19 protein-coding genes are annotated in these 20,567 nt (G+C 68.7%); 16 read left to right on the top strand and 3 right to left on the bottom strand.

Annotation, left to right across the window (positions count from 1 at the left end; all coding sequences use genetic code 11):
• The first annotated feature begins 272 nt into the window (after positions 1-272).
• The 13 genes from NF4_RS07530 (at position 273) to NF4_RS07470 (ending at position 16,411) form a co-directional block, all read left to right on the top strand.
• The gene (locus tag NF4_RS07530) at positions 273-2,579 is read left to right on the top strand and encodes a SulP family inorganic anion transporter (RefSeq protein WP_063126549.1); all 2,307 of its coding nucleotides are present in this window, start codon (positions 273-275) and stop codon (positions 2,577-2,579) included.
• A 310-nt stretch (positions 2,580-2,889) separates the two neighbouring features.
• The gene (locus tag NF4_RS07525; RefSeq protein WP_063126548.1) at positions 2,890-5,199 is read left to right on the top strand and encodes a SulP family inorganic anion transporter; all 2,310 of its coding nucleotides are present in this window, start codon (positions 2,890-2,892) and stop codon (positions 5,197-5,199) included.
• Positions 5,200-5,333: 134 nt separating this feature from the next.
• Positions 5,334-5,774 (top strand): TIGR02611 family protein, encoded by a 441-nt coding sequence (locus NF4_RS07520; RefSeq protein ID WP_063126840.1) that lies wholly within the window; start codon positions 5,334-5,336, stop codon positions 5,772-5,774.
• Positions 5,747-6,418 carry a (2Fe-2S)-binding protein gene (locus tag NF4_RS07515; protein WP_232330350.1) on the top strand — a complete coding sequence of 224 codons (672 nt, stop codon included), beginning with the start codon at positions 5,747-5,749 and terminating at the stop codon, positions 6,416-6,418. Before NF4_RS07520 ends, NF4_RS07515 begins: the two co-directional genes overlap by 28 nt.
• Before the next feature lie 235 nt (positions 6,419-6,653).
• Positions 6,654-8,726, top strand: a complete 2,073-nt coding sequence (gene thrS, locus NF4_RS07510; RefSeq protein WP_063126839.1) for a threonine--tRNA ligase — start codon at positions 6,654-6,656, stop codon at positions 8,724-8,726.
• A gap of 36 nt (positions 8,727-8,762) precedes the next feature.
• Positions 8,763-9,362 carry an ATP adenylyltransferase gene (locus tag NF4_RS07505; RefSeq protein WP_084532928.1) on the top strand — a complete coding sequence of 200 codons (600 nt, stop codon included), beginning with the start codon at positions 8,763-8,765 and terminating at the stop codon, positions 9,360-9,362.
• Positions 9,363-9,440: 78 nt separating this feature from the next.
• Positions 9,441-10,109, top strand: a complete 669-nt coding sequence (gene pgsA / locus NF4_RS07500; RefSeq protein ID WP_063126547.1) for a phosphatidylinositol phosphate synthase — start codon at positions 9,441-9,443, stop codon at positions 10,107-10,109.
• Positions 10,106-11,077, top strand: a complete 972-nt coding sequence (locus NF4_RS07495) for a phosphatidylinositol mannoside acyltransferase (RefSeq protein ID WP_063126546.1) — start codon at positions 10,106-10,108, stop codon at positions 11,075-11,077. The genes pgsA and NF4_RS07495 overlap by 4 nt, the downstream gene beginning before the upstream one ends.
• Positions 11,074-12,198 carry a glycosyltransferase family 4 protein gene (locus NF4_RS07490; protein WP_063126545.1) on the top strand — a complete coding sequence of 375 codons (1,125 nt, stop codon included), beginning with the start codon at positions 11,074-11,076 and terminating at the stop codon, positions 12,196-12,198. Before NF4_RS07495 ends, NF4_RS07490 begins: the two co-directional genes overlap by 4 nt.
• A complete protein-coding gene (locus NF4_RS07485; protein WP_063126837.1) occupies positions 12,198-13,247 on the top strand; it encodes an NUDIX hydrolase in 1,050 nt (349 codons plus the stop codon). Before NF4_RS07490 ends, NF4_RS07485 begins: the two co-directional genes overlap by 1 nt.
• A 381-nt stretch (positions 13,248-13,628) precedes the next feature.
• Entirely contained in the window at positions 13,629-14,549 is a 921-nt protein-coding gene (gene pdxS / locus NF4_RS07480) for a pyridoxal 5'-phosphate synthase lyase subunit PdxS (RefSeq protein WP_198165249.1), read from the top strand.
• Between the two features lie 117 nt (positions 14,550-14,666).
• Positions 14,667-15,560 carry a LysR family transcriptional regulator gene (locus NF4_RS07475; RefSeq protein WP_063126544.1) on the top strand — a complete coding sequence of 298 codons (894 nt, stop codon included), beginning with the start codon at positions 14,667-14,669 and terminating at the stop codon, positions 15,558-15,560.
• 116 nt (positions 15,561-15,676) lie between these two features.
• Positions 15,677-16,411 carry an SDR family oxidoreductase gene (locus tag NF4_RS07470; RefSeq protein WP_063126543.1) on the top strand — a complete coding sequence of 245 codons (735 nt, stop codon included), beginning with the start codon at positions 15,677-15,679 and terminating at the stop codon, positions 16,409-16,411.
• 193 nt (positions 16,412-16,604) lie between these two features.
• Here NF4_RS07470 and NF4_RS07465 read toward each other — a convergent pair whose 3' ends face one another.
• Positions 16,605-17,219 (bottom strand): nucleoside/nucleotide kinase family protein, encoded by a 615-nt coding sequence (locus NF4_RS07465; RefSeq protein WP_063126542.1) that lies wholly within the window; start codon positions 17,217-17,219, stop codon positions 16,605-16,607.
• 94 nt (positions 17,220-17,313) lie between these two features.
• Here NF4_RS07465 and NF4_RS07460 point away from each other — a divergent pair, with 94 nt between their 5' ends.
• From NF4_RS07460 to NF4_RS07450, 3 genes are all read left to right on the top strand, one after another.
• Positions 17,314-18,132 (top strand): acyl-CoA thioesterase, encoded by an 819-nt coding sequence (locus NF4_RS07460; protein WP_063126541.1) that lies wholly within the window; start codon positions 17,314-17,316, stop codon positions 18,130-18,132.
• Between the two features lie 110 nt (positions 18,133-18,242).
• On the top strand, positions 18,243-18,905 hold the full coding sequence (pdxT, locus tag NF4_RS07455; RefSeq protein WP_063126835.1) for a pyridoxal 5'-phosphate synthase glutaminase subunit PdxT: 663 nt from the start codon (positions 18,243-18,245) through the stop codon (positions 18,903-18,905).
• Positions 18,906-18,917: 12 nt separating this feature from the next.
• Complete coding sequence (locus NF4_RS07450; protein WP_063126540.1) at positions 18,918-19,673, top strand: YebC/PmpR family DNA-binding transcriptional regulator; 756 nt, start codon at positions 18,918-18,920, stop codon at positions 19,671-19,673.
• On the opposite strand, the gene NF4_RS07445 is transcribed toward NF4_RS07450, so the two are convergent.
• Both NF4_RS07445 and NF4_RS07440 read right to left on the bottom strand, forming a co-directional pair.
• A complete protein-coding gene (locus NF4_RS07445; RefSeq protein WP_063126539.1) occupies positions 19,674-20,168 on the bottom strand; it encodes an SRPBCC family protein in 495 nt (164 codons plus the stop codon).
• Entirely contained in the window at positions 20,165-20,563 is a 399-nt protein-coding gene (locus tag NF4_RS07440) for a metalloregulator ArsR/SmtB family transcription factor (RefSeq protein ID WP_063126538.1), read from the bottom strand. The genes NF4_RS07445 and NF4_RS07440 overlap by 4 nt, the downstream gene beginning before the upstream one ends.
• Positions 20,564-20,567 lie beyond the last annotated feature (4 nt).

Here is a 20,567-nt window from a genome sequence, read left to right as displayed (position 1 = left end):
AGTATTCTGGTAGTCGCGTCTGCTCGTTCGATGTGGTTCCGAGGGTGGGATCGCTGCGGTTCGGTCTTCGTAGTGGCGATGTGGCCGGACGCGAGGTCCAGTTCTTAAGCTTTGCTAAGGCTTTACCAATACCATGGCGACGGTTTGAAACTCGGCTCGTTGCCGTGCCGAGGACCTGCTTCACCGCGAGATGCCGGTTCGCGGTCTGTGCCCGACTGGACATGTTGATCGTCAACCGACCTCGGCTCCTGCCGAGTCGGCGAAGGAGACCAATGGCAACCAAAATCCCGAATGCCCATGCGTCACCGCCTGGACCGGGCTCGTCCGTAACCACGGCCGGGTCCGGATCCCGTTCACGTTCCCTGGACCCGGCCTCGATCCTGCGCCATGATGTCCCGGCTTCGATCGTGGTCTTCCTCGTCGCGTTACCGCTGTCCATCGGTATCGCCATCGCCTCCGGCGCCCCGGTGGCCGCCGGTCTCATCGCCGCCGTCGTCGGTGGTGTCGTGGGCGGGGCGCTCGGCGGCTCCGCTCTGCAGGTGAGCGGCCCCGCGGCCGGCCTCACCGTGATCGTCGCCGAATCCATTTATCAATTCGGCTGGCGGGTAACCTGTTTCATCGTCGCCGCGGCCGGTGTGTTGCAGATTCTGTTCGGTTTGAGCCGGGTCGCGCGGGCGGCGCTGGCGGTGGCACCGGTGGTGGTGCACGCCATGCTCGCGGGTATCGGCATCACCATCGCACTCCAGCAGGTTCATGTGCTGCTCGGTGGCGAATCCGGCAGTGCCGCCTGGGAGAACATCACCGGCCTGGCGGGCCGGTTCGCCTCCGCGAACGGCCCCGCGGTGCTGCTCGGCGTGGCCGTGATCGTCATCATGCTGGGCTGGAATCGCCTGCCCGAACGCGTCAAGGTGGTGCCCGGGGCACTGGTGGCCATCGTGGTGGCCACGGGGCTTTCCGTGGTGTTGTCGCTGGACGTGAAGCGGGTCTCGCTGGACGGTTCGTTGTTCGACGCGATCATGTTGCCCGAACTGCCGCACGGTGATTGGGCCGCCGTGATCATGATGATCTTCACCGTAGCGCTGATCACCAGTGTGCAGAGTCTGCTGTCGGCCGTCGCGATCGACAAGATGCACACCGGGCCGCGGACGGACCTGGATCGCGAGATGATCGGCCTGGGATCGGCGAACGTCCTGACCGGGTTGCTCGGTGGATTGCCCGTCGCGGGCGTTATCGTGCGCAGTTCCACCAACGTGGCCGCGGGCGCCCGCAGCCGGGCTTCGGCGATCCTGCACGGTGTGTGGGTGCTGGTGTTCTCGGTGGCCCTGGTGTCGCTGGTGGAGCAGATCCCGCTCGCCGCGTTGGCCGGCCTGTTGATCGTCATCGGGATGCAGCTGGTCAAACTGGCGCATATCCGGCTCGCGCACCGCACCGGCGATCTTCTCGTCTACCTCGCCACCCTGGTGTCGGTGATCTTCCTGAACCTGCTCGAGGGGGTTCTGATCGGTTTGGCGCTGGCCTTCGCGCTGCTGGTCTGGCGGATCGTGCGGGTCGCGGTGACGGCGGAACAGATCGGCGGCACCGATCGCTGGCTCGTGCGGATCGACGGCTCCTGTACGTTCCTTTCCCTGCCGAAACTGGCCACCACCTTCGCCGAGGTCCCGCCGGGGGTCGCGGTGACGGTGGAACTCACCGTGGACTTCCTCGATCACGCCGCCCACGACGCCATCACCGATTGGGCGCGGCAGCACGAGAACAACGGTGGCACTGTCGATTTCGTGGAAATCGGTTCCTCTCGGATGGCGAACGCGCAGGAGGCTCCGCCGTCGCGGAGTATGGGCCGGGTCGCGCTCGCCGATGTCCTCGGGCCGTGGCGGTTGCATCGCAACGGTTCGTCGAAGGGATTGCAGGACAGTGGTGATCCGCTGGCCAGCGGTATCGCCGCCTACCATCGCAGCCGTGCGCATCTGGTGCGGTCTCATCTGGACGAGCTGCGTGACGGCCAGGATCCGGATTCCTTCTTCCTGACCTGCTCGGATTCACGGATCGTGCCGAATGTGATCACACACAGCGGGCCGGGTGATCTGTTCACGGTGCGCAATGTGGGCAATCTGGTGCCCGAGCACGACGCCTCGGTGGAGGCGGCGCTGGTCTTCGCGCTCGAGAAACTCAGTGTGCGCACGGTGGTGGTTTGCGGCCATTCGTGCTGCGGGGCCATGGGCGCCCTGTACTCGGGTGAGTCGGCCGGTCCGGGTATCGACCGGTGGCTCGAGTACGGTCGGCCGAGCCTGGAGCGTTACCGGGCCGGGCACGTGGTGGGCGCCGCGGCGGAGGCGGCCGGTTTCGGTCCGGTCGAGCAGTTGAGCATGGTGAATATCGCGGTGCAGCTGGAGAATCTGCGGCGGCATCCGTCGGTCCGCCGCGCGATCGAGGAACGTGGGCTCACCGTCTCCGGTCTGTTCTTCGATATCGCCAGTGCCCGGCTGATCGAGGTGAGTGTGGACGGGATCGCTTCCATCGAGGACTCGGACGGGCTGCTGGCGCAATTGCAGTGTGAAACGGCGTCGATGGGAGCGGTATGAGCATGGATGCGGCCATCCGTTCCGGCGCTACCGATCGAGTCGGGACCCCCTGCGAGACAACCGCTTTCGGCTGTGATTTCGGTCATAATGGGATAGGGCCGACATGGTCGCGCGCGTTATCGCCACCGGTGGGGGGTGCTTTCTCAGGCTTTGATAAGTCATTACCCTTACTATGGCAACGGTTTACAACTCGGCCCGTTGGTGTGCCGAGTACCCACTTCACCGCGAGTTGCCGGTTCGCGGTCTGTGTCCGAGCGGACACCTTGATCGTCAACCGACCTGGCCCGTGCCGAGTCGGCGAAGGAGAACGATGGGCACCCAGAGCACGAATTCCCCGGAATCAGTTACTGGTTCGGGCCCGGACGGGCGCGAGCCCGCCGGGTCCGGGCGCAAACCCACCCCGACCTGGCTGACCTCGATCCTGCGCCATGATGTCCCGGCCTCGATCGTGGTCTTCCTCGTCGCGCTACCGCTGTCCATCGGTATCGCGATCGCCTCCGGCGCCCCGGTGGCCGCCGGTCTCATCGCCGCGGTGATCGGTGGTGTGGTTGCCGGTGCCCTCGGCGGCTCGGCCCTCCAGGTGAGCGGCCCGGCCGCGGGTCTCACCGTGATCGTCGCCGAATCGATCAACCAATTCGGTTGGCGCGTAACCTGTTTCATTGTCGCTGCGGCCGGTGTGTTGCAGATCCTGTTCGGTCTGAGCCGCATCGCCCGGGCGGCGCTGGCCGTGGCGCCGGTGGTGGTGCACGCCATGCTCGCCGGAATCGGCATCACCATCGCACTGCAACAGTTGCACGTACTGCTCGGTGGCGAATCCAACAGCACCGCGTGGACCAACATCACCGACCTGCCCGCGCAGCTGGCCGCGCTGCACGGGCCGGCCGTTTTCCTCGGCGCGGTCGTCATCGCCATCATGCTCGGCTGGAAGTACCTCCCCGAACGGGTCAGGGTCGTCCCGGGCGCCCTGGCCGCAATCGTGGTGGCCACGGTGCTGTCGCTGCTGTTCTCGCTCGACGTCAAGCGGGTCACCATCGACGGTTCGCTCTTCGATGCGATCGGGCTGCCCGAATTGCCCCGCAGCGACTGGGCCGGGGTCGTGGTGATGATCCTGACCTTCGCGCTCATCGCCAGTGTGGAGAGTCTGTTGTCGGCCGTCGCGATCGACAAGATGCACACCGGGCCGCGGGCCGACTTCGACCGCGAAATGCTCGGTCAGGGTTCGGCCAACGTACTGTCCGGCCTGCTCGGCGGCTTGCCCGTCACCGGCGTCATCGTGCGCAGCTCCACCAACGTCGCGGCCGGGGCCCGCAGCCGGGCCTCGGCCGTACTGCACGGTGTCTGGCTCCTGATCTTCTCGGTGGCCCTGGCATCACTGGTGGAGCAGATCCCGCTTGCCGCGCTGGCCGGCCTGCTCATCGTCATCGGCGTACAGCTGGTCAAACTGGCGCATATCCGGCTCGCCCACCGCACCGGCGATCTGCTCGTCTACGCGGTGACCCTGGCCGCGGTGGTCTTCCTGAACCTGCTGGAAGGCGTGCTGATCGGCTTGGCGCTGGCCTTCGCGCTCCTGCTCTGGCGGGTCGTCCGGGTCACCATCACCGCCGAACCGCTCGGCGGCACCGATCGCTGGCTGATCCAGGTCGACGGCTCGTGCACGTTCCTGTCGCTGCCGAAACTGTCGTCCACCTTCGCGAAGGTCCCGCAGGGTATCCCGGTGACCGTGGAGATGACCGTCGACTTCCTCGACCACGCCGCCTACGACGCGATCACCGATTGGGCGCGGCAGCACGAGAGCAACGGTGGCACTGTCGATTTCGTGGAAATCGGTGCCGCGCGGATGGCGAACGTGGAAGCAGCACCACCCTCGCGCAGTATGAGCCGGGTCGCCCTCGACGGTGTCCTCGGGCCCTGGCAGGTGGATCGCAACGGTTCGTCGAATGGATCGGGAGACAGTGGTGATCCGCTGGTCAGCGGTATCGCGGCCTACCATCGCAGCCACGCGCATCTGATGCGGCCGCATCTGGACGAGCTGCGTGACGGCCAGGATCCGGATTCCTTCTTCCTGACCTGCTCGGATTCGCGGATCGTGCCCAATGTGATCACCAACAGCGGGCCGGGTGATCTGTTCACGGTGCGCAATGTGGGCAATCTGGTGCCCGAGCACGGTGACGCGTCGGTGGAGGCGGCGCTGGTCTTCGCGGTGGAGAAGTTGAATGTCCGATCCGTGGTGGTCTGCGGTCACTCCTCCTGTGGGGCCATGGGCGCGCTGCACTCCGGCGAACCCGCGGGTCCGGGCATCGACCGCTGGCTCGAATACGGCCGGCCGAGCCTGGAGCGCTACCGGGCCGGGCATGCGGTCGGCCGCGCCGCCGAAGCCGCCGGTTTCGGTCCGGTGGAGCAGTTGAGCATGGTCAATATCGCGGTGCAGCTGGAGAACCTGCAGCGGCATCCGTCGGTCCGCCGGGCCGCCGACGAACGCGGGCTCACCGTCTCCGGTCTGTTCTTCGATATCGCCAGCGCACGGGTCATCGAAGTCCGCCTCGACGACATCGCCCCCATCGAGGACAACAACGAGTTATTGGCGCAGTTGCAGCGGGAACCGGCGCAGTCCGCCCGGTGACGCGCCGGAACGTGACCCGTCCGGGTCTCCCGGGCGGGTCACGTCCGCGCTCTCGTCCCGCGGCGCCTCGTAGGCTGGTACCCGTGGAAAGTCGTTCCGATTCCGTCGCGGATCGTCCCGCGGCCGAGGCCGGTATACCCGGAGAGGGCACCGAGCCGGAGGCCGGGCACCGGTCCGGTCCCGCGTTCTGGCGCGCCTACCGGGATCGGATCGCCCGGCGCCCTACGCTCGAGATCGTCTACCGCGTCGGGGTCGCGGTCGTCGGCACCGCGGTGCTCGTCGTCGGGGTGATCACCATCCCGTTCCCCGGTCCGGGCTGGGCACTGGTGTTCGCCGGTATCGGCATCCTGGCCACCGAGTTCGCGGTGGCGCGGCGAGCGCTGGTGTGGTTGCGGGACAAGTACCGGCGCGGGATGGCCTGGTACATCTCCCGCGGGCCGATCATGCAGGTGATCGCCTTCCTGGCGACGTGTGCGCTGGTCGTGGCGACCCTGTGGGTACTCGGGACGTTCGGATTGGTCGGTGACTGGATCGGAGTCGATTGGCAGTGGTTGCGCAGCCCCCTGATGTCGTGATCTCGGTGCGCGGCCGGATGCTCACCGACGAATCGTGGCTGGCGGCTCGACTGGCGGATCTCGGCGCGTCCTGGCGTACCGATTCGATGCGGGTGAGCGCGACGCTGTGGTGGTGTATGACGGCCTCGGCGCTGGTCGAACAGGTGGTGCGGGCGCTGGCCCAGGGGCGTCCGATTCCGGCACCCACCCTGGACCGGCTCACGCTGACCCTGCGCGCCGACGGGACCGTCGAACGGGTAGGGATCGACGAACCCGGGTGGCACGCGGCAGGCGCGGACTCCGGGATCGAGGCCACCGAGGCCGATATCGCGGTGGCCCTGCGGGAGACCCTCACCACGGTGATCGACCGCCTCACCGCGGTGTCGGGTGTCCGGGAACCGGCGCTGTGGGCGGTGGTCACCGATGTGGTGGGGAGCTGGGCCGTCGACGCCGGGCAACCCCCGATCGGCCGGCGGCTGGCGGAGGCGATCGGCACGGCACTGCCCGAACCCCGTTTCGTCGAGGTCGCCGGGCGCACCTTCGTCCGGCGTGCCTCCTGCTGCCTCGTGTACGAGGCGCCGGGCTGCGAGAAATGCGTCAGCTGCCCCAAACGCCGCCCGGACGAGCGTGAAGCGCTGCTCGCGGACTACGCGCGGCGGGGGTGAGGAGCCGGTTCCGTTACCGGCCGGGCATTCGCGCGGGCACGGCGAGCGACCTCGCCCGGTCCATCGACACGCGTTCCCGGCTGTGCCGATAGCATGGTCGCGGCCGGGCTGTGCCCGGTCACCGACAGACGGATCGAGCCGTCATCGAGCCGGAACGAGCCGGAGTGATGCGGGCGATCCGTTGCCCGAGCGAGCCGAACCGCAACCGGCCACAGATACCGAGGAGAGCGCCACCGTGACCACCACAGCCCCCCGCAGCCCAGCCACCCTCGTCCGGGTGCCTGCCGGGACGACGGCGGGTGCCGCGGTGCGTGAGGCGGGCCTGCCGGCCAAGGGCCCCGATACCGTGGTCGTCGTCCGCGACGCCGCGGGACAGTTGCGCGACCTCTCCTGGGCTCCGGAACTCGATACCGAGGTCACCCCGGTCGCCGCGAACACCGAGGACGGCCGCAGCGTGATCCGCCATTCGGCCGCCCATGTGCTGGCCCAAGCGGTGCAGCAGGAGTTCCCCGAGGCCGTGCTGGGTATCGGCCCGCCGATCAAGGACGGCTTCTACTACGACTTCCGGGTCGAGCGCCCGTTCACCCCCGAGGATCTGGCCAAGCTGGAGTCCCGGATGAAGAAGATCGTCAAGGGCGCGCAGCGGTTCTCCCGCCGCGTGGTCGAGGTGGACCAGGCGCGGATCGAACTCGCGAAGGAACCGTTCAAACTCGAACTGATCGGCGACAAATCCGGGATCGACGACCCGGAGATCATGGAGGTCGGCGGTAACGAGCTGACCATCTACGACAATCTCGACCCGCGGACCGGCGAGCGGGTGTGGGGCGATCTGTGCCGGGGCCCGCACATCCCCACCACCAAGTTCATCCCGGCCTTCAAGCTGACCCGCAGTTCGGCCGCGTACTGGCGCGGTGACCAGAACCGGGAAGGCCTGCAGCGCATCTACGGCACCGCCTGGGAATCGACCGAGGCGCAGGAGGAGTACCTGCACCTGCTCGCCGAGGCCGAGAAGCGCGACCATCGCAAACTGGGCCTGGAACTCGACCTGTTCTCCTTCCCGGACGAACTGGGCTCGGGTCTGCCGGTGTTCCATCCCAAGGGCGGCATCATCCGCAAGGAGATGGAGGACTATTCGCGTCAGCAGCATGTGGCGGCGGGCTACGAGTTCGTCAACACCCCGCACATCACCAAGGCGCATCTGTTCGAGACCTCCAAGCACCTCGAGTGGTATGCCGACGGGATGTACCCGCCCATGCACCTGGACGCCGAACTCAACGAGGACGGCACCGTGCGCAAGCCGGGGCAGGACTACTACCTCAAGCCGATGAATTGCCCGATGCACAACCTGATCTACCGGTCCCGCGGCCGGTCGTATCGGGAACTGCCGCTGCGGCTGTTCGAATTCGGTTCGGTGTACCGGTACGAGAAGTCCGGGGTGGTGCACGGCCTGACCCGGGCCCGTGGTTTCACCCAGGACGACGCGCATCTCTACTGCACCCAGGAGCAGGTCGTCGAGGAACTGACCGGCACCCTGCGGTTCGTGCTCGACTTGCTGAAGGCCTACGGTCTGGACGATTTCTATCTGGAACTGTCCACCAAGGACCCGGACAAGTACGTCGGCTCCGACGAACTGTGGGACGAGGCCACCGAGACCCTGCGCCAGGTGGGGGAGGCGTCCGGTCTGGAACTCGTGCCCGATCCCGGCGGCGCCGCCTTCTACGGCCCGAAGATCTCGGTGCAGACCCGCGACGCGCTCGGCCGCAACTGGCAGATGTCGACCATCCAGCTGGATTTCTTCGAACCGGACCTGTTCGAACTCGAGTACACCGCCTCCGACGGCACCAAGAAGCGGCCGGTGATGATCCATCGGGCCCTGTTCGGCTCGATAGAACGCTTCTTCGGCGTCCTCACCGAGCACTACGCGGGTGCGTTCCCGGCCTGGCTGGCGCCGGTGCAGGTGGTCGGCATTCCGGTCGCCGATACCTTCGTCCCGCACCTGGACGCGGTGGTGGAGCGGCTGCGCGCGGCCGGGGTCCGGGCCGAGGTCGATCGCGGTGACGACCGGATGCAGAAGAAGATCTTCAACCACACCGCGCAGAAAGTGCCGTTCATGCTGCTGGCCGGCGCGCGGGATGTGGAGGCCGGCGCGGTGAGCTTCCGGTTCCGGGATGGCACCCAGGTCAACGGGGTACCGGTGGACGATGCGGTGCGAGTGGTCGCGGAGTGGATCCGCCGCCGCGACAATTCCTCGCCCACCGCGGACACGGTTCGCGCCCTGGTGGACAGCGAAGGCGGTGCGCCCGAGTGACACCGGGTCCGTCCGGGCGGGGAAAGGGTATGGAGCATGAGTGAGCGCACGGTGCCGGACGAGCTGACCGAGGAGTCGGGCGCGACCCCGGAGCGGTCCGGCGAGATCGTGGATCGCGGCGCGGGCGAACCGGACCGGTTGCAGCGGCTGTGGACGCCGTATCGGATGTCCTATATCGCGGAGGCCGCCACCACGGCGCCCAAGGGCGCGACCGGGCATCCGTTCACCGATATCCCCACCATGTCCGATGAGGACGGTCTGGTCATCGCCCGCGGCGAGCAGGTGTACGCGGTGCTGAACCTGTATCCCTACAACCCGGGGCACATGATGGTGGTGCCCTATCGCCGGGTCGCGAACCTGGAGGATCTCACCGCCGCCGAATCCGCCGAGCTGATGGAGTTCACGCAGCGGGCCATCCGGACGATGAAGAAGGTGTCCCGCCCGCACGGCTTCAATGTGGGACTCAACCTGGGCGGTGTCGCGGGGGGCTCACTCGCCGACCATCTGCACCAGCACATCGTTCCGCGCTGGGGTGGTGACGCGAACTTCATCACCGTGATCGGGGGCGCGAAGGTGATGCCGCAGCTGCTGCGCGAGACCCGGGCGCTACTCGCGTCGGCCTGGGAGGAGGCGTAGATGAGCGACGCCGTACTACGGGCGCGCGCCGGAGCCGGATGGGTGCGGGCGACCCACCGGGCAGAGCAGGAGGGGTAGGTGCTGAGCATCTTCGGCCGGGCGACCTTCGCCAAGGCCACCGCGCCGCTGGGTAGGGCCCTGGTCGGCACCGGCCTCACCCCCGACGCGGTAACCCTCATCGGCACCGCCGCCTCGATCGCCGCCGCGGTCACGCTGTTCCCCACCGGGCATCTGTTCTGGGGAACCATGCTCATCTGGTTGTTCGTCATGTTCGACATGCTCGACGGCGCGATGGCCCGGGCCCGGGGCGGTGGGACCCGCTACGGGGCGGTGCTCGACGCGACCTGCGACCGCGTCGCCGACGGCGCCATCTTCGGTTCGCTGGCCTGGTGGGCGGTCTACCACGAACAGAGCAGGCCGCTGTTCGTGGCCACTCTGGTGGTCCTGGTGACGTCGCAGGTCATCTCCTACGCCAAAGCCCGGGCCGAGGCCAGCGGGCTGTCCGCCGACGGGGGCCTGATCGAACGCCCGGACCGGCTGGTGATCGTGCTGGTGGGCGCCGGGCTTACCGGGATCGGCGGGTACTGGGGTATCGAATGGCTCACCTGGGCCGTGCACGTGGCGATGTGGGTCCTGGCCGTACTCAGCATCGTGACGGTGGGCCAGCGGGTGCTGGCGGTGCGCAACTCGCCCGGGGCCCGCGAGATCCTGGGTAGCACGAACAAGGGAACGGAGCGGCCGTCGTGAGCGGGTGGCGGGCGAACGCGAGCGATCGCGGATACGCCGCGGGCTGGCGGCTGGTGCGCGCCCTCCCGGATCGGGCGGCGCGCACACTGTTCGACCGGGGTGCGGATTTCGTGTCCCGCAAGGGCGGGCCGGTCCAATTGCGGCGCAATCTGGCCCGGGTGGTCGGGATGCCCGCGGAAGCCGTATCCGACGAACTCGTCCGGGAGAGTATGCGTTCCTACGCCCGCTACTGGCGGGAGGCGTTCCGGCTGCCGACGATGGATCACGCCGAACTGGTGAGGTCGGGCCGGATCACGGTGATCGGCCGCGAACACCTGGACGCCGCGCTGGCCCGCGGTCGCGGAGTGGTGTTCGTCCTGCCGCATTCGGGTAACTGGGATATGGCCGGTACGTGGCTGGTCCAGAACTACGGGACGTTCACCACCGTCGCGGAACGGCTGGAACCGGAATCGCTGTTCGAACGGTTCGTCGCCTACCGGGAGAGTCTCGGCTTCGAGGTGTTCCCGCTGACCGGCGGCGAGCAGCCGCCGTTCACCGCGCTGGTGCAGCGGTTGCGTGACAACAAGATCGTCTGCCTGATGGGGGAGCGTGACCTCACCGGTCGCGGTGTCCCGGTCACCTTCTTCGGCGAACGGACCTGGATGCCCGCCGGAGCGGCCGCGCTCGCCGTGGAAACCGGTGCCGCGCTCATGCCGGTACACGTCTCGTTCACCGTGGACGACCGCGGCCGTGAGGGCTGGCTGGTCCGTACCCGGGAACCCCTGGATGTGACGGACGGTGTCGCGGCCGCGACGCAGGCGCTGGCGGATTGTTTCGCCGCCGGTATCGCCGAGCACCCGGCCGACTGGCATATGTTGCAGCCGCTGTGGGAAACGGATCTGTCCGAGGCCCGGCTGGACCGTATCCACGCCGAACAGGCCCGGCGCGAGACGTATTCGATCGAGGCCGGTGGAGACCGCGCCCTATGAGAATCGGCATGGTCTGTCCCTACTCGTTCGACGTACCGGGCGGCGTGCAGGCGCATGTGGTGGAGCTCGCGCAGGTCTTCCTGGAACGCGGCCACAAAGTGAGCGTGCTGGCGCCCGCCGCCGAGACGACCGAGCTCCCCGATTTCGTCGTCTCGGCCGGGCGCGCGGTGGCGATCCCGTACAACGGCTCGGTGGCCCGGCTCTCCTTCGGGCCGACCGCCTACACCCGGATCCGTCGGTGGATCGAGAGCAACGAATTCGATGTCCTGCACATCCACGAACCCAACGCGCCCAGTCTGTCCATGCTGGCTCTGAAGATCGCCGAGGGCCCGATCGTGGCCACCTTCCACACCTCCACGACGAAGTCCCTGATACTGGCGACATTCCAGGGTGTGCTGCGGCCCTATCACGAGAAGATCAGCGGCCGGATCGCGGTATCGGAACTGGCCCGCCGCTGGCAGGTGGAGGCGCTCGGTTCCGACGCGGTGGAGATCCCGAACGGGGTCGATGTGCAGGCGTTCGCCCGCGCCCCGCGACTACCCGGCTATCCGCGACCGGGCGGCACCGTACTGTTCCTCGGACGCTACGACGAGCCGCGTAAGGGGATGCAGGTCCTGCTGGGGGCGCTGCCGGCCCTCGTCGCGCGGCATCCCGAGGTGGAGGTCCTGATCGTCGGTCGCGGTGACGAGGAACGTCTGCGCCGGGAGGCCGGTCCGCTCGCCCGGCACCTGCGCTTCCTCGGCCAGGTCTCGGACGCGGAGAAGGCCTCGGCCATGCGCAGCGCCGATGTCTACGTGGCACCGAATCTGGGTGGGGAGAGTTTCGGGATCATTCTCATCGAGGCCATGGCCGCCGGGACCGCCGTGGTGGCCAGCGAACTGGACGCTTTCCGCCGGGTACTGCGCGACGGCGCCGCCGGGTTGCTGGTGCCGATCGGTGACGCAACGGCTCTGGCGGACGCCCTGGACACGGTGCTCACCGACGAGGCCCGGCGCGGCGATCTGGTGCGTACGGCGACACAGGTGGTCGGCACCTACGACTGGCCGGTGGTGGCCGAACAGATCCTGCGGGTCTATGAAACCGTGGTGGTCGGCGATCTGCGAGTGCGGGTGGCCGGATGATCACCTTCTCCGCGACCACGGTTCTCGTTCTCGCGTTCGTCGCCGCTCTCGTGGTCGCACTAGGGGTGTGGGCTTATTCCACCGCCAACCGGCTCGACCGCCTGCATGTGCGCACCGATCTGGCCTGGCACGCGCTGGAGGCGGCGCTGGCCCGCCGGGCCGTGGTGGCCCGGGCGGTGGCGACGTCGCTGTCCGGTGCGCACGCCGGCCCGGACCCCGATACGGCCGAGTCCGCCCGGCGACTCACCGCACTGGCCGACCGTGCCGAGCGCACCGGCCGCGAAGACCGGGAAACCGTGGAGAACCAGCTGGCGGCCGCCCTGTCGGCCGTCGATATCGCCCGGCTGCCGACCCAGCAGGTCGCCGAACTGGCCGATGCCGAAGCACGGGTGCTCATCGCCCGCCGGTTCCACAACGACGCCGTGCGTGACACCCTGGCGCTGCGGACCCGCCGCCCGGTGCGCTGGCTGCACCTCGGCGGCACCGCCCCCATGCCGACCTATTTCGAGATCGCCGAACGAGCCACTCCCGCGGCCTCCACCGGACTGGAGGTCGACACCACGCGGGTCTCGGCGCGGGTGGCACTGCTCGACGAACAGGACCGGATCCTGCTCATGCGCGGCCACGATCCGCTGGCCCCGGAGGTGTCGTTCTGGTTCACCGTCGGCGGCGGGGTGGAACCGGGGGAGAGTCTGCGTGACGCCGCAGTGCGCGAGGTGTACGAGGAAACCGGGTTCACCGCCGATCCGGCCGCCCTGCGCGGCCCGATCTGGCGGCGGGTGGCGGTCTTCCCCTTCAACGGCGATCTGATCCGGTCCGAGGAACTGTTCTTCGCGCTGCGGGTACCCCGATTCGAACCCGCCGCGGCCGATCTGACCTACGTCGAGCAACGCTCCATCACCGGTAACCGGTGGTGCGGTCCGGACGAGATCCGGGCCCAGGTCGCCGCAGGTGAGATGGTGTATCCGTACCAGTTGGACGAACTGCTCGCGGAAGCCGCGGCCGCGGCCGACGGCGCCGGCGATCCGGAGGTCCGCTCCATCCGGTGAATGTGACCGGGCTCACTGGCGTGGTAGGGTCGCAGACGGTTTGACACGCCGAGGATGTGTCGATTCGGTGTGTGGAGGTGAGTACGTGTCCTACATCCTGTTCGATTACCTGTTGCCGATTCTGGGTCCCGGCGCCGCCGAGTACTGGGCGAAGTTGCTGGTGGTCGATCCGATCTGAATCGGTTCGCAGCGCCCCGCCGGGCCGGTGTCGCACCGGTCCGGCGGCGCCGTTTTCCGGTCCAGTAGCCGGCGGTAGCCGGTAAATCGCAGGTGGTTGCCAGGCCAGTGTGCGTCAACTGGCTATGAAGCCGGTTTGTCGCCCCACCTAGAATCGTGGTGTTCATCGACGATCCCCACCTGGCAACAGACACAGGAGCTGCCGTGACCACGCCCGAGACCACCCAGACCCCCGACGCGACCCGCGAGGCCGGTACCGCCCGCGTGAAGCGCGGTATGGCCGAGATGCTCAAGGGCGGGGTGATCATGGACGTCGTCACCCCGGAGCAGGCCAAGATCGCCGAGGATGCCGGTGCCGTCGCGGTGATGGCGCTCGAACGGGTACCGGCCGATATCCGCGCCCAGGGCGGGGTGTCCCGGATGAGCGATCCGGACATGATCGACGGGATCATCGAGGCGGTTTCCATCCCGGTGATGGCCAAGGCCCGGATCGGGCATTTCGTGGAGGCGCAGGTGCTGCAGAGCCTCGGTGTCGATTACATCGACGAATCCGAGGTCCTCACCCCCGCCGACTACGCCAACCACATCGACAAGTGGAATTTCACGGTGCCGTTCGTCTGCGGCGCCACCAATCTCGGTGAGGCGCTGCGCCGGATCACCGAGGGCGCGGCCATGATCCGCTCCAAGGGCGAGGCGGGCACCGGCGATGTCTCCAACGCCACCACGCATATGCGCAAGATCCGGCAGGAGATCACCCGGCTGGCCTCCCTGCCCACCGATGAACTGTTCGTCGCCGCCAAGGAACTCCAGGCGCCCTACGAACTGGTGAAGGAGATCGCCGAAACCGGGAAACTGCCCGTCGTGCTGTTCACCGCCGGCGGTATCGCCACCCCGGCCGACGCGGCCATGATGATGCAGCTCGGCGCCGAGGGCGTGTTCGTCGGTTCGGGCATCTTCAAGTCCGGCAACCCGGCACAGCGCGCGAGCGCGATCGTCAAGGCGACCACGTTCTACGACGACCCCGATGTGCTCGCCAAGGTCTCGCGCGGACTGGGTGAGGCCATGGTCGGTATCAATGTCGACGAGATCCCGCAGCCGCACCGGCTGGCCGAACGCGGTTGGTGATCGGCGCGCAGAACTCCGGCCGCACCGCGCCGCCCCCGTGCCGGTCGTGCGCCGGCAGCCTCCATCCGGTGCCGCGGTGCGACACCGGATCGCGGTGGGCTCGGTAACGCGGCGCGGATGGAACTGCGGCAGCTGCGGTACTTCGTCGTACTCGCCGAGGAACTGCATTTCGGTCGCGCCGCCGACCGTTTGTTCATCACCACGCCCACCCTGAGCCAGCAGCTGAAGGTACTGGAACGGGAACTCGGTACCCCCCTGGTGCTGCGCGGCCGCCGGACCGAATTGACTCCGGCGGGAGCCGCACTGCTGGTATCGGGTCGTGCGGTGTTGCGCGCCGCCGACGAGGCGGTCCGGTCGGCCCGGCGAGCGGGCGGCGTCGACGATCCGCGTTTGCGTCTCGGGCTGGTCAACGGCGCACCGCCCTGGTTACCCACCCGGATCGGCGAACTGGCCCGGGCCGCGGTTCCGGGCGCTCGGACGGTGCTGACCAGCGGTACCACTACCGAGCAGGCCGAGTTGCTGGCCGCGGGCGCGGTGGATCTGGCTCTGCTACGGGCACCGGTCCAGTTGCCTGCCGCCTTCGCCCAACGCCCCGTGGCGGCCGAGGAACTCGGGGTTCTCATGTCGGCCGGTCATCCGCTCGCCGACGCCTCGGCCCTGACTCCGGACGATCTGGATGGGCACGAGCTCATCCTCTTTTCCCGCGACGTGGCTCCCGGACTGCATGACCGGCTGCTCGGTGAGCTCCGCGCGCGAGGCGTCCGGATGCGGCTCAGCGACAGTGTGCTCGGTCATGCCCAGATGGTTTCGGTGCTGCCGTCTCGTGATGATGTGGTGGGTCTGGGGTCGCCGCGGGCACGGCGCCCGGGCTTGGTCTGGCGTGCCTTTCCGGGTGATCCGCTGATCGTCACCTACGTCGCGGCCTGGCCGCGCGACAGTCGCCATCCGGTGCTGCGGGGCGTGCTCGCGACGCTGCCCGCCGGTGCGCTCACCGGACCCGCCGAACTCTGAACCGCGCTCCGCGGGCGGAGCACACAGGCGCTTTCACCTGCGGTGTTCGCCGGAACCGAACGGTGGTGTGTGATCACCACATGGACCGGGGATCTCGCCGGTGGTCGACTGGCGCCATGACAGCAGATACCACGGCGGCCGAACGGGTCGTCATCATCGGTGGCAGCTCCGGAATGGGTCTGGCGCTGGCCCGGGAACTCGTCGGCACGGGTGCCGAGGTGGTGATCGCCGGCCGGTCCGCCGCCCGGCTCGCGACGGCGTCGGCCACGCTGCCCACAGGGCCCGGTACGGTGCACACCCGGCAGGTCGACATCACCCGGGAATCCGAGGTCGAGACGCTGTTCGCCGACCTCGGCCGGATCGACCACGCGATCGTCACCGCCGCCGATGTGCGGGGTATGTATGCGCCCATCCGGTCCTTCGAACCCGCGGCGACCCGGGCCCTCGTCGAGACGAAACTCTTCGGACCCGCGCTGGTCGCCAAGTACGCCGATTTCGGTCCCGGAGGTTCGCTCGTGCTGACCTCGGGTATCGCCGCCTATCGGCCGGGCCCGGGTTCGGCGCTGGTCGCCGCCGTGAACGGCGGCGTGGCCTCGCTGGCCTACGCGCTGGCCCTCGAACTCGCGCCGACCCGCGTCAATGTGATCTCGCCGGGTTGGGTGGACACCCCGATCTGGGAGTCGATCGGTGGTGGTGACCCGGTGCAGCGACAGCGCGACATGGCGGCGCGGCTACCGGTGGGCCGGATAGGGCGGCCCGGCGATATCGCGGCCGCGATACTCGCGCTCATGCGCAATCCGTTCGTCACCGGCACCGTGCTGCACGCGGACGGCGGCCACCGCTTGGTCTGACGTTTCGGTACCCGCGGCGGCGAGGGTCCCGATCCGCGCCGGCGAGTGGCGCGGATCGGCGCTCTGGCCGCAGAGAGATTCCCGCCGGGTAGGAGGTCGCGTGCGTTGGGATGTCTCCACAGAGGAAGTCGAGATCGGCTCGGCCCTCCCCGGTCCCCGGTGTGGACTGGCGGATCGGCCGTTTGTCGCGCGGTCAGCCGGTGCCTGTCCGCAGCGCCGGCCGGTCGGGATGGTCCCAGCGCACGAAGTATTCCGCTGTCCCGCCGTGTGCACGATCGTGGGCCAGCAGTGCCGGTACGGTCCAGGCCTGGTCGTCCGGGGTGCCGCGGGTGAGCGCGGCCGCGCTGAGGTCGAGGTGGACGGTGCGGTCGAAGGGCAGGTCGCGCCCCAGCAGCATGGGGCCCGCCACGAACAGCACGGTCCCGGGCAGCGCGGTGCGCCGGCGGGCCCGCGCGGAGCGATCGGCGGCCTCGTCCCACAGCGCGGGCAGCCAGGTGCCGGTGTGGTGCACCGCATCGAGTACTTCGCGCCGCAGCGCCGAATAGTCGAACCAGCTCGTGCGATACGAGGTGTCGTCGCGGCCGAATTCCATCCGCAGCGAGGCGGGCCGGACATAATCGTGCAGGGACACCGTTTCGGCGGGCCGTCCGTCCGCGCGCACCCGCTCGGCGGCGCGGTCCGCGAACCCGAGCGGGCGCGCCGCGTCGGCGCCGTCGACACCGACCACCCGGTACCCGTCCAGCATCCGCAGGTCCCGGGTCAGTAGTTCGGCGAGAGCGTCGGGGGTGGTCGGAGTGAAACGCGGCACCGGACCATCACAGCAGGTCCGGCCGGGCGGTCGGTGACGGGGATTACCCGTGACCGGATCGTGGAAAAACGGGGGCTCGGGATAATCTCGGCGGATGGCGACTATCGAAGAGGCACTGGAGATCGAACGCCTCGAGCGGGACATCTTCCGCGGCGCGTCCACCAAGACCCAGCTGCCGCGTACGTTCGGCGGCCAGGTGGCGGGCCAGGCGCTGGTGTCGGCGGTCCGCACGGTGGAGCCGCGGTTCCAGGTGCATTCCCTGCACGGCTACTTCCTCCGGCCCGGTAACCCCGAGGCGCCCACCGTCTACATGGTGGACCGGATCCGCGACGGTCGCTCCTTCTGCACCCGCCGGGTCACCGGTGTGCAGGACGGTGACGCGATATTCACCATGTCGGCGTCCTTCCACATCGGGGACGAGGGCCCGTCGCATCAGGACGAGATGGCCGATGTGGCCCCGCCGGACCATCTTCCCGATGCCAAGACCAGCATGGATCCGGAGCGGCTGTGGGCCATGCGGGAATGGGAGCACTGGGATATCCGCCCGGTGCCGCAGGATCAGGTGACCCGGCGGCCCGGTGTGGTCTCCCCGCAGCAGGTGTGGTTCCGCTACCGGCATCCGCTGCCCGACGATCCGCTGTTCCATGTGTGCACGCTCGCCTATATGAGCGATATGACGCTGCTCGGCTCCTCCAAGGTCACCCATCCCGACGAGCCCACCCAGAACGCCTCGCTCGACCACGCGATGTGGTTCCTGCGCCCGTTCCGCACCGACGACTGGCTGCTCTACGACCAGTCGTCGCCGTCGGCCGGGTTCGGCCGGGCCCTGACCGGCGGGAAGATCTTCGATCGTGGCGGCCGGCTGGTGGCCGCGGTGGTGCAGGAGGGGCTGATCCGGACCCTGCGTTCCTAGCCGGGATGGTCCGCGGCCCCCGGGTGTCCGTCCGGGACCGGCGTGACCCCGCGCACACCGGCTCGGCTCGTAAGCTCGCACACGTGAACGAGTCTGCGGTGTCCCCGGAAGTGGCGGCCGCACCGGATGCCGGTGCCGCGCCCGACCAGCCCACCATCGGCGTGCTGGCTCTCCAGGGCGATGTCCGGGAACATATCGCGGTGCTCGCCGAATGCGGTGCCCGCCCGGTCCTGGTCCGCCGCCCGGACGAGCTGGCCGCCGTCGACGCGCTGGTCCTGCCCGGCGGGGAGTCCACGGCGATCAGCAAACTGCTCGAGATCTTCGAACTGCTCGAACCGTTGCGCGCCCGGCTGCGCGCCGGGATGCCGGCGTTCGGGTCCTGCGCCGGGATGATCCTGCTGGCGAGCGAGGTGCTCGACACCCGCGCCGATGCGAAACATCTCGACGGAATCGATATGACGGTGCGCCGCAACGCTTTCGGGCGTCAGGTCGACTCGTTCGAAACCGATATCGAATTCGCCGGGCTGCCCGGCGACCCGGTCCGGGCGGTGTTCATCCGCGCGCCGTGGGTCGAACGGGCCGGTGACGGGGTGGAGGTGCTGGCCCGGGTGCCGAGCGGTCCGGCCGCCGGCCGGATCGTCGCCGTCCGGCAGGGTCGCGTGGTGGCCACGGCCTTCCACCCGGAAGTCACCGGTGATCACCGTGTGCACCGAATGTTCGTCGATCTGGTCCGTGGCGTAGCGTTGTCGAGCGATACCGTGCCATCGACCTGAAGGAAGTAGGGAATGAGCGGCCACTCCAAATGGGCCACCACCAAGCACAAGAAGGCGGCGATCGATGCTAAGCGTGGCAAGCTCTTCGCCAAGCTGATCAAGAACATCGAGGTGGCGGCCCGGACCGGCGGTGGCGATCCGGAAGGCAACCCGACGCTGTTCGACGCCATCCAGAAGGCCAAGAAATCGTCGGTTCCCAACGACAATATCGAGCGGGCACGTAAACGCGGCGGCGGCGAGGAAGCCGGCGGCGCCGACTGGCAGACCATCATGTACGAGGGCTACGGCCCCAATGGTGTCGCCGTCCTGATCGAATGCCTCACCGACAACCGCAACCGGGCCGCCGGTGAGGTGCGCGTCGCCATGACCCGCAACGGCGGGAACATGGCCGATCCGGGGTCGGTGTCCTACCTGTTCCACCGCAAGGGCATCGTCACCCTGGAGAAGAACGGTCTGTCCGAGGACGATGTGCTGATGGCGGTGCTGGACGCCGGCGCCGAGGAGGTCAACGACCTCGGTGAGTCCTTCGAGATCATCAGCGAGCCCGGCGACCTGATCGAGGTCCGCAAGGCGCTGCAGTCGGCCGGTATCGACTACGACTCCGCCGAATCCGGTTTCCAGCCGTCGGTGAGCGTCGCGGTCGACGCGGACGGCGCCCGCAAGGTGTTCAAACTGGTCGACGCGCTGGAGGACAGCGACGACGTCCAGAACGTGTACACCAATGTCGATATCTCCGACGAGGTACTGGCCGAACTGGACGCCGACTGACTAACCGGCGAGGCCGGCGTAGTAGTTCCGCAGGGCGGGGTAGTAGTCGTCGAAATCGGGGTGTCGCGCATCCGTGCGCGACGCCCCGAGCGCGTCCAGGTAGTAGTCCCAGCCCGGCCCGATCTCGGGCAGTTGGTCGGGCGAAATCCGGTGGTGGACGAAGACGAGTTCGGTTTGCCCCTCGTGTTCGGTGAGCGTGACCTCGAGATGCCAGCTGCCGTGCTCGTCGACGGCGCTCAGGGCGAGGCGATACGGCGGGTCGCACGCGTCGACGGTGTACTCGCTCCACGGCTGCCCCTCTTCGTAGGACAGCCGCACCTGTATCGTCCGGCCCGGTCCCGGCTCGCCCTGCCACGGCCCGAACCAGCGGGCGGTGCGCTCGGATTCGGTGATACTGGCCCACACGTCCGCGATGGGTGCGCGATAGGTCCGGGTGAGGACCAGATCGTGGCCGGCCGGTGTCTTCTCCAGGCGTCCGGTGGGGCGGATGGTCATGCCGAGTTCTCCTCGTTGTCGGTAGCTTCCGGGGCGCCCGGTGGCGGCCCCGGCCGAGCTCGGGCGGCGGTGGACCTGCGCTCGCGCCGGGTCCGGTGGACCTCGGTGGCCAGCGCGTCCAGCCGGTGTTCCCACGCGGCCGGTTCGTCCAGCGCGGCGAGCCAGGTGCGCAGCTCGCGCAGTGGTGCGGTGTCGAGGGCGTAGTAGCGCTGCCGCCCCACCAGTTCGTCGCGGACCAGGCCGCTGTCGCGCAGCACCCGCAGGTGCCGGCTGATCGCGGGCCGGCTGATGGGGAACCGGGCGGCGATCGCGCCCGCGGTGTGCCGGGTGCCGCGCAGCATCTCCAAGATCTCCCGTCGTATCGGGTCGGCGATCGCCGCGGCCACCTCGTCCACGGGA

The organism is Nocardia fusca NBRC 14340 (assembly GCF_001618425.1).
Classification (GTDB): Bacteria; Actinomycetota; Actinomycetes; order Mycobacteriales; family Mycobacteriaceae; genus Nocardia; species Nocardia fusca.
The sequence above is the reverse complement of the archived record's forward strand: the minus strand, read 5'-3'. Positions and strand labels throughout refer to the sequence as shown.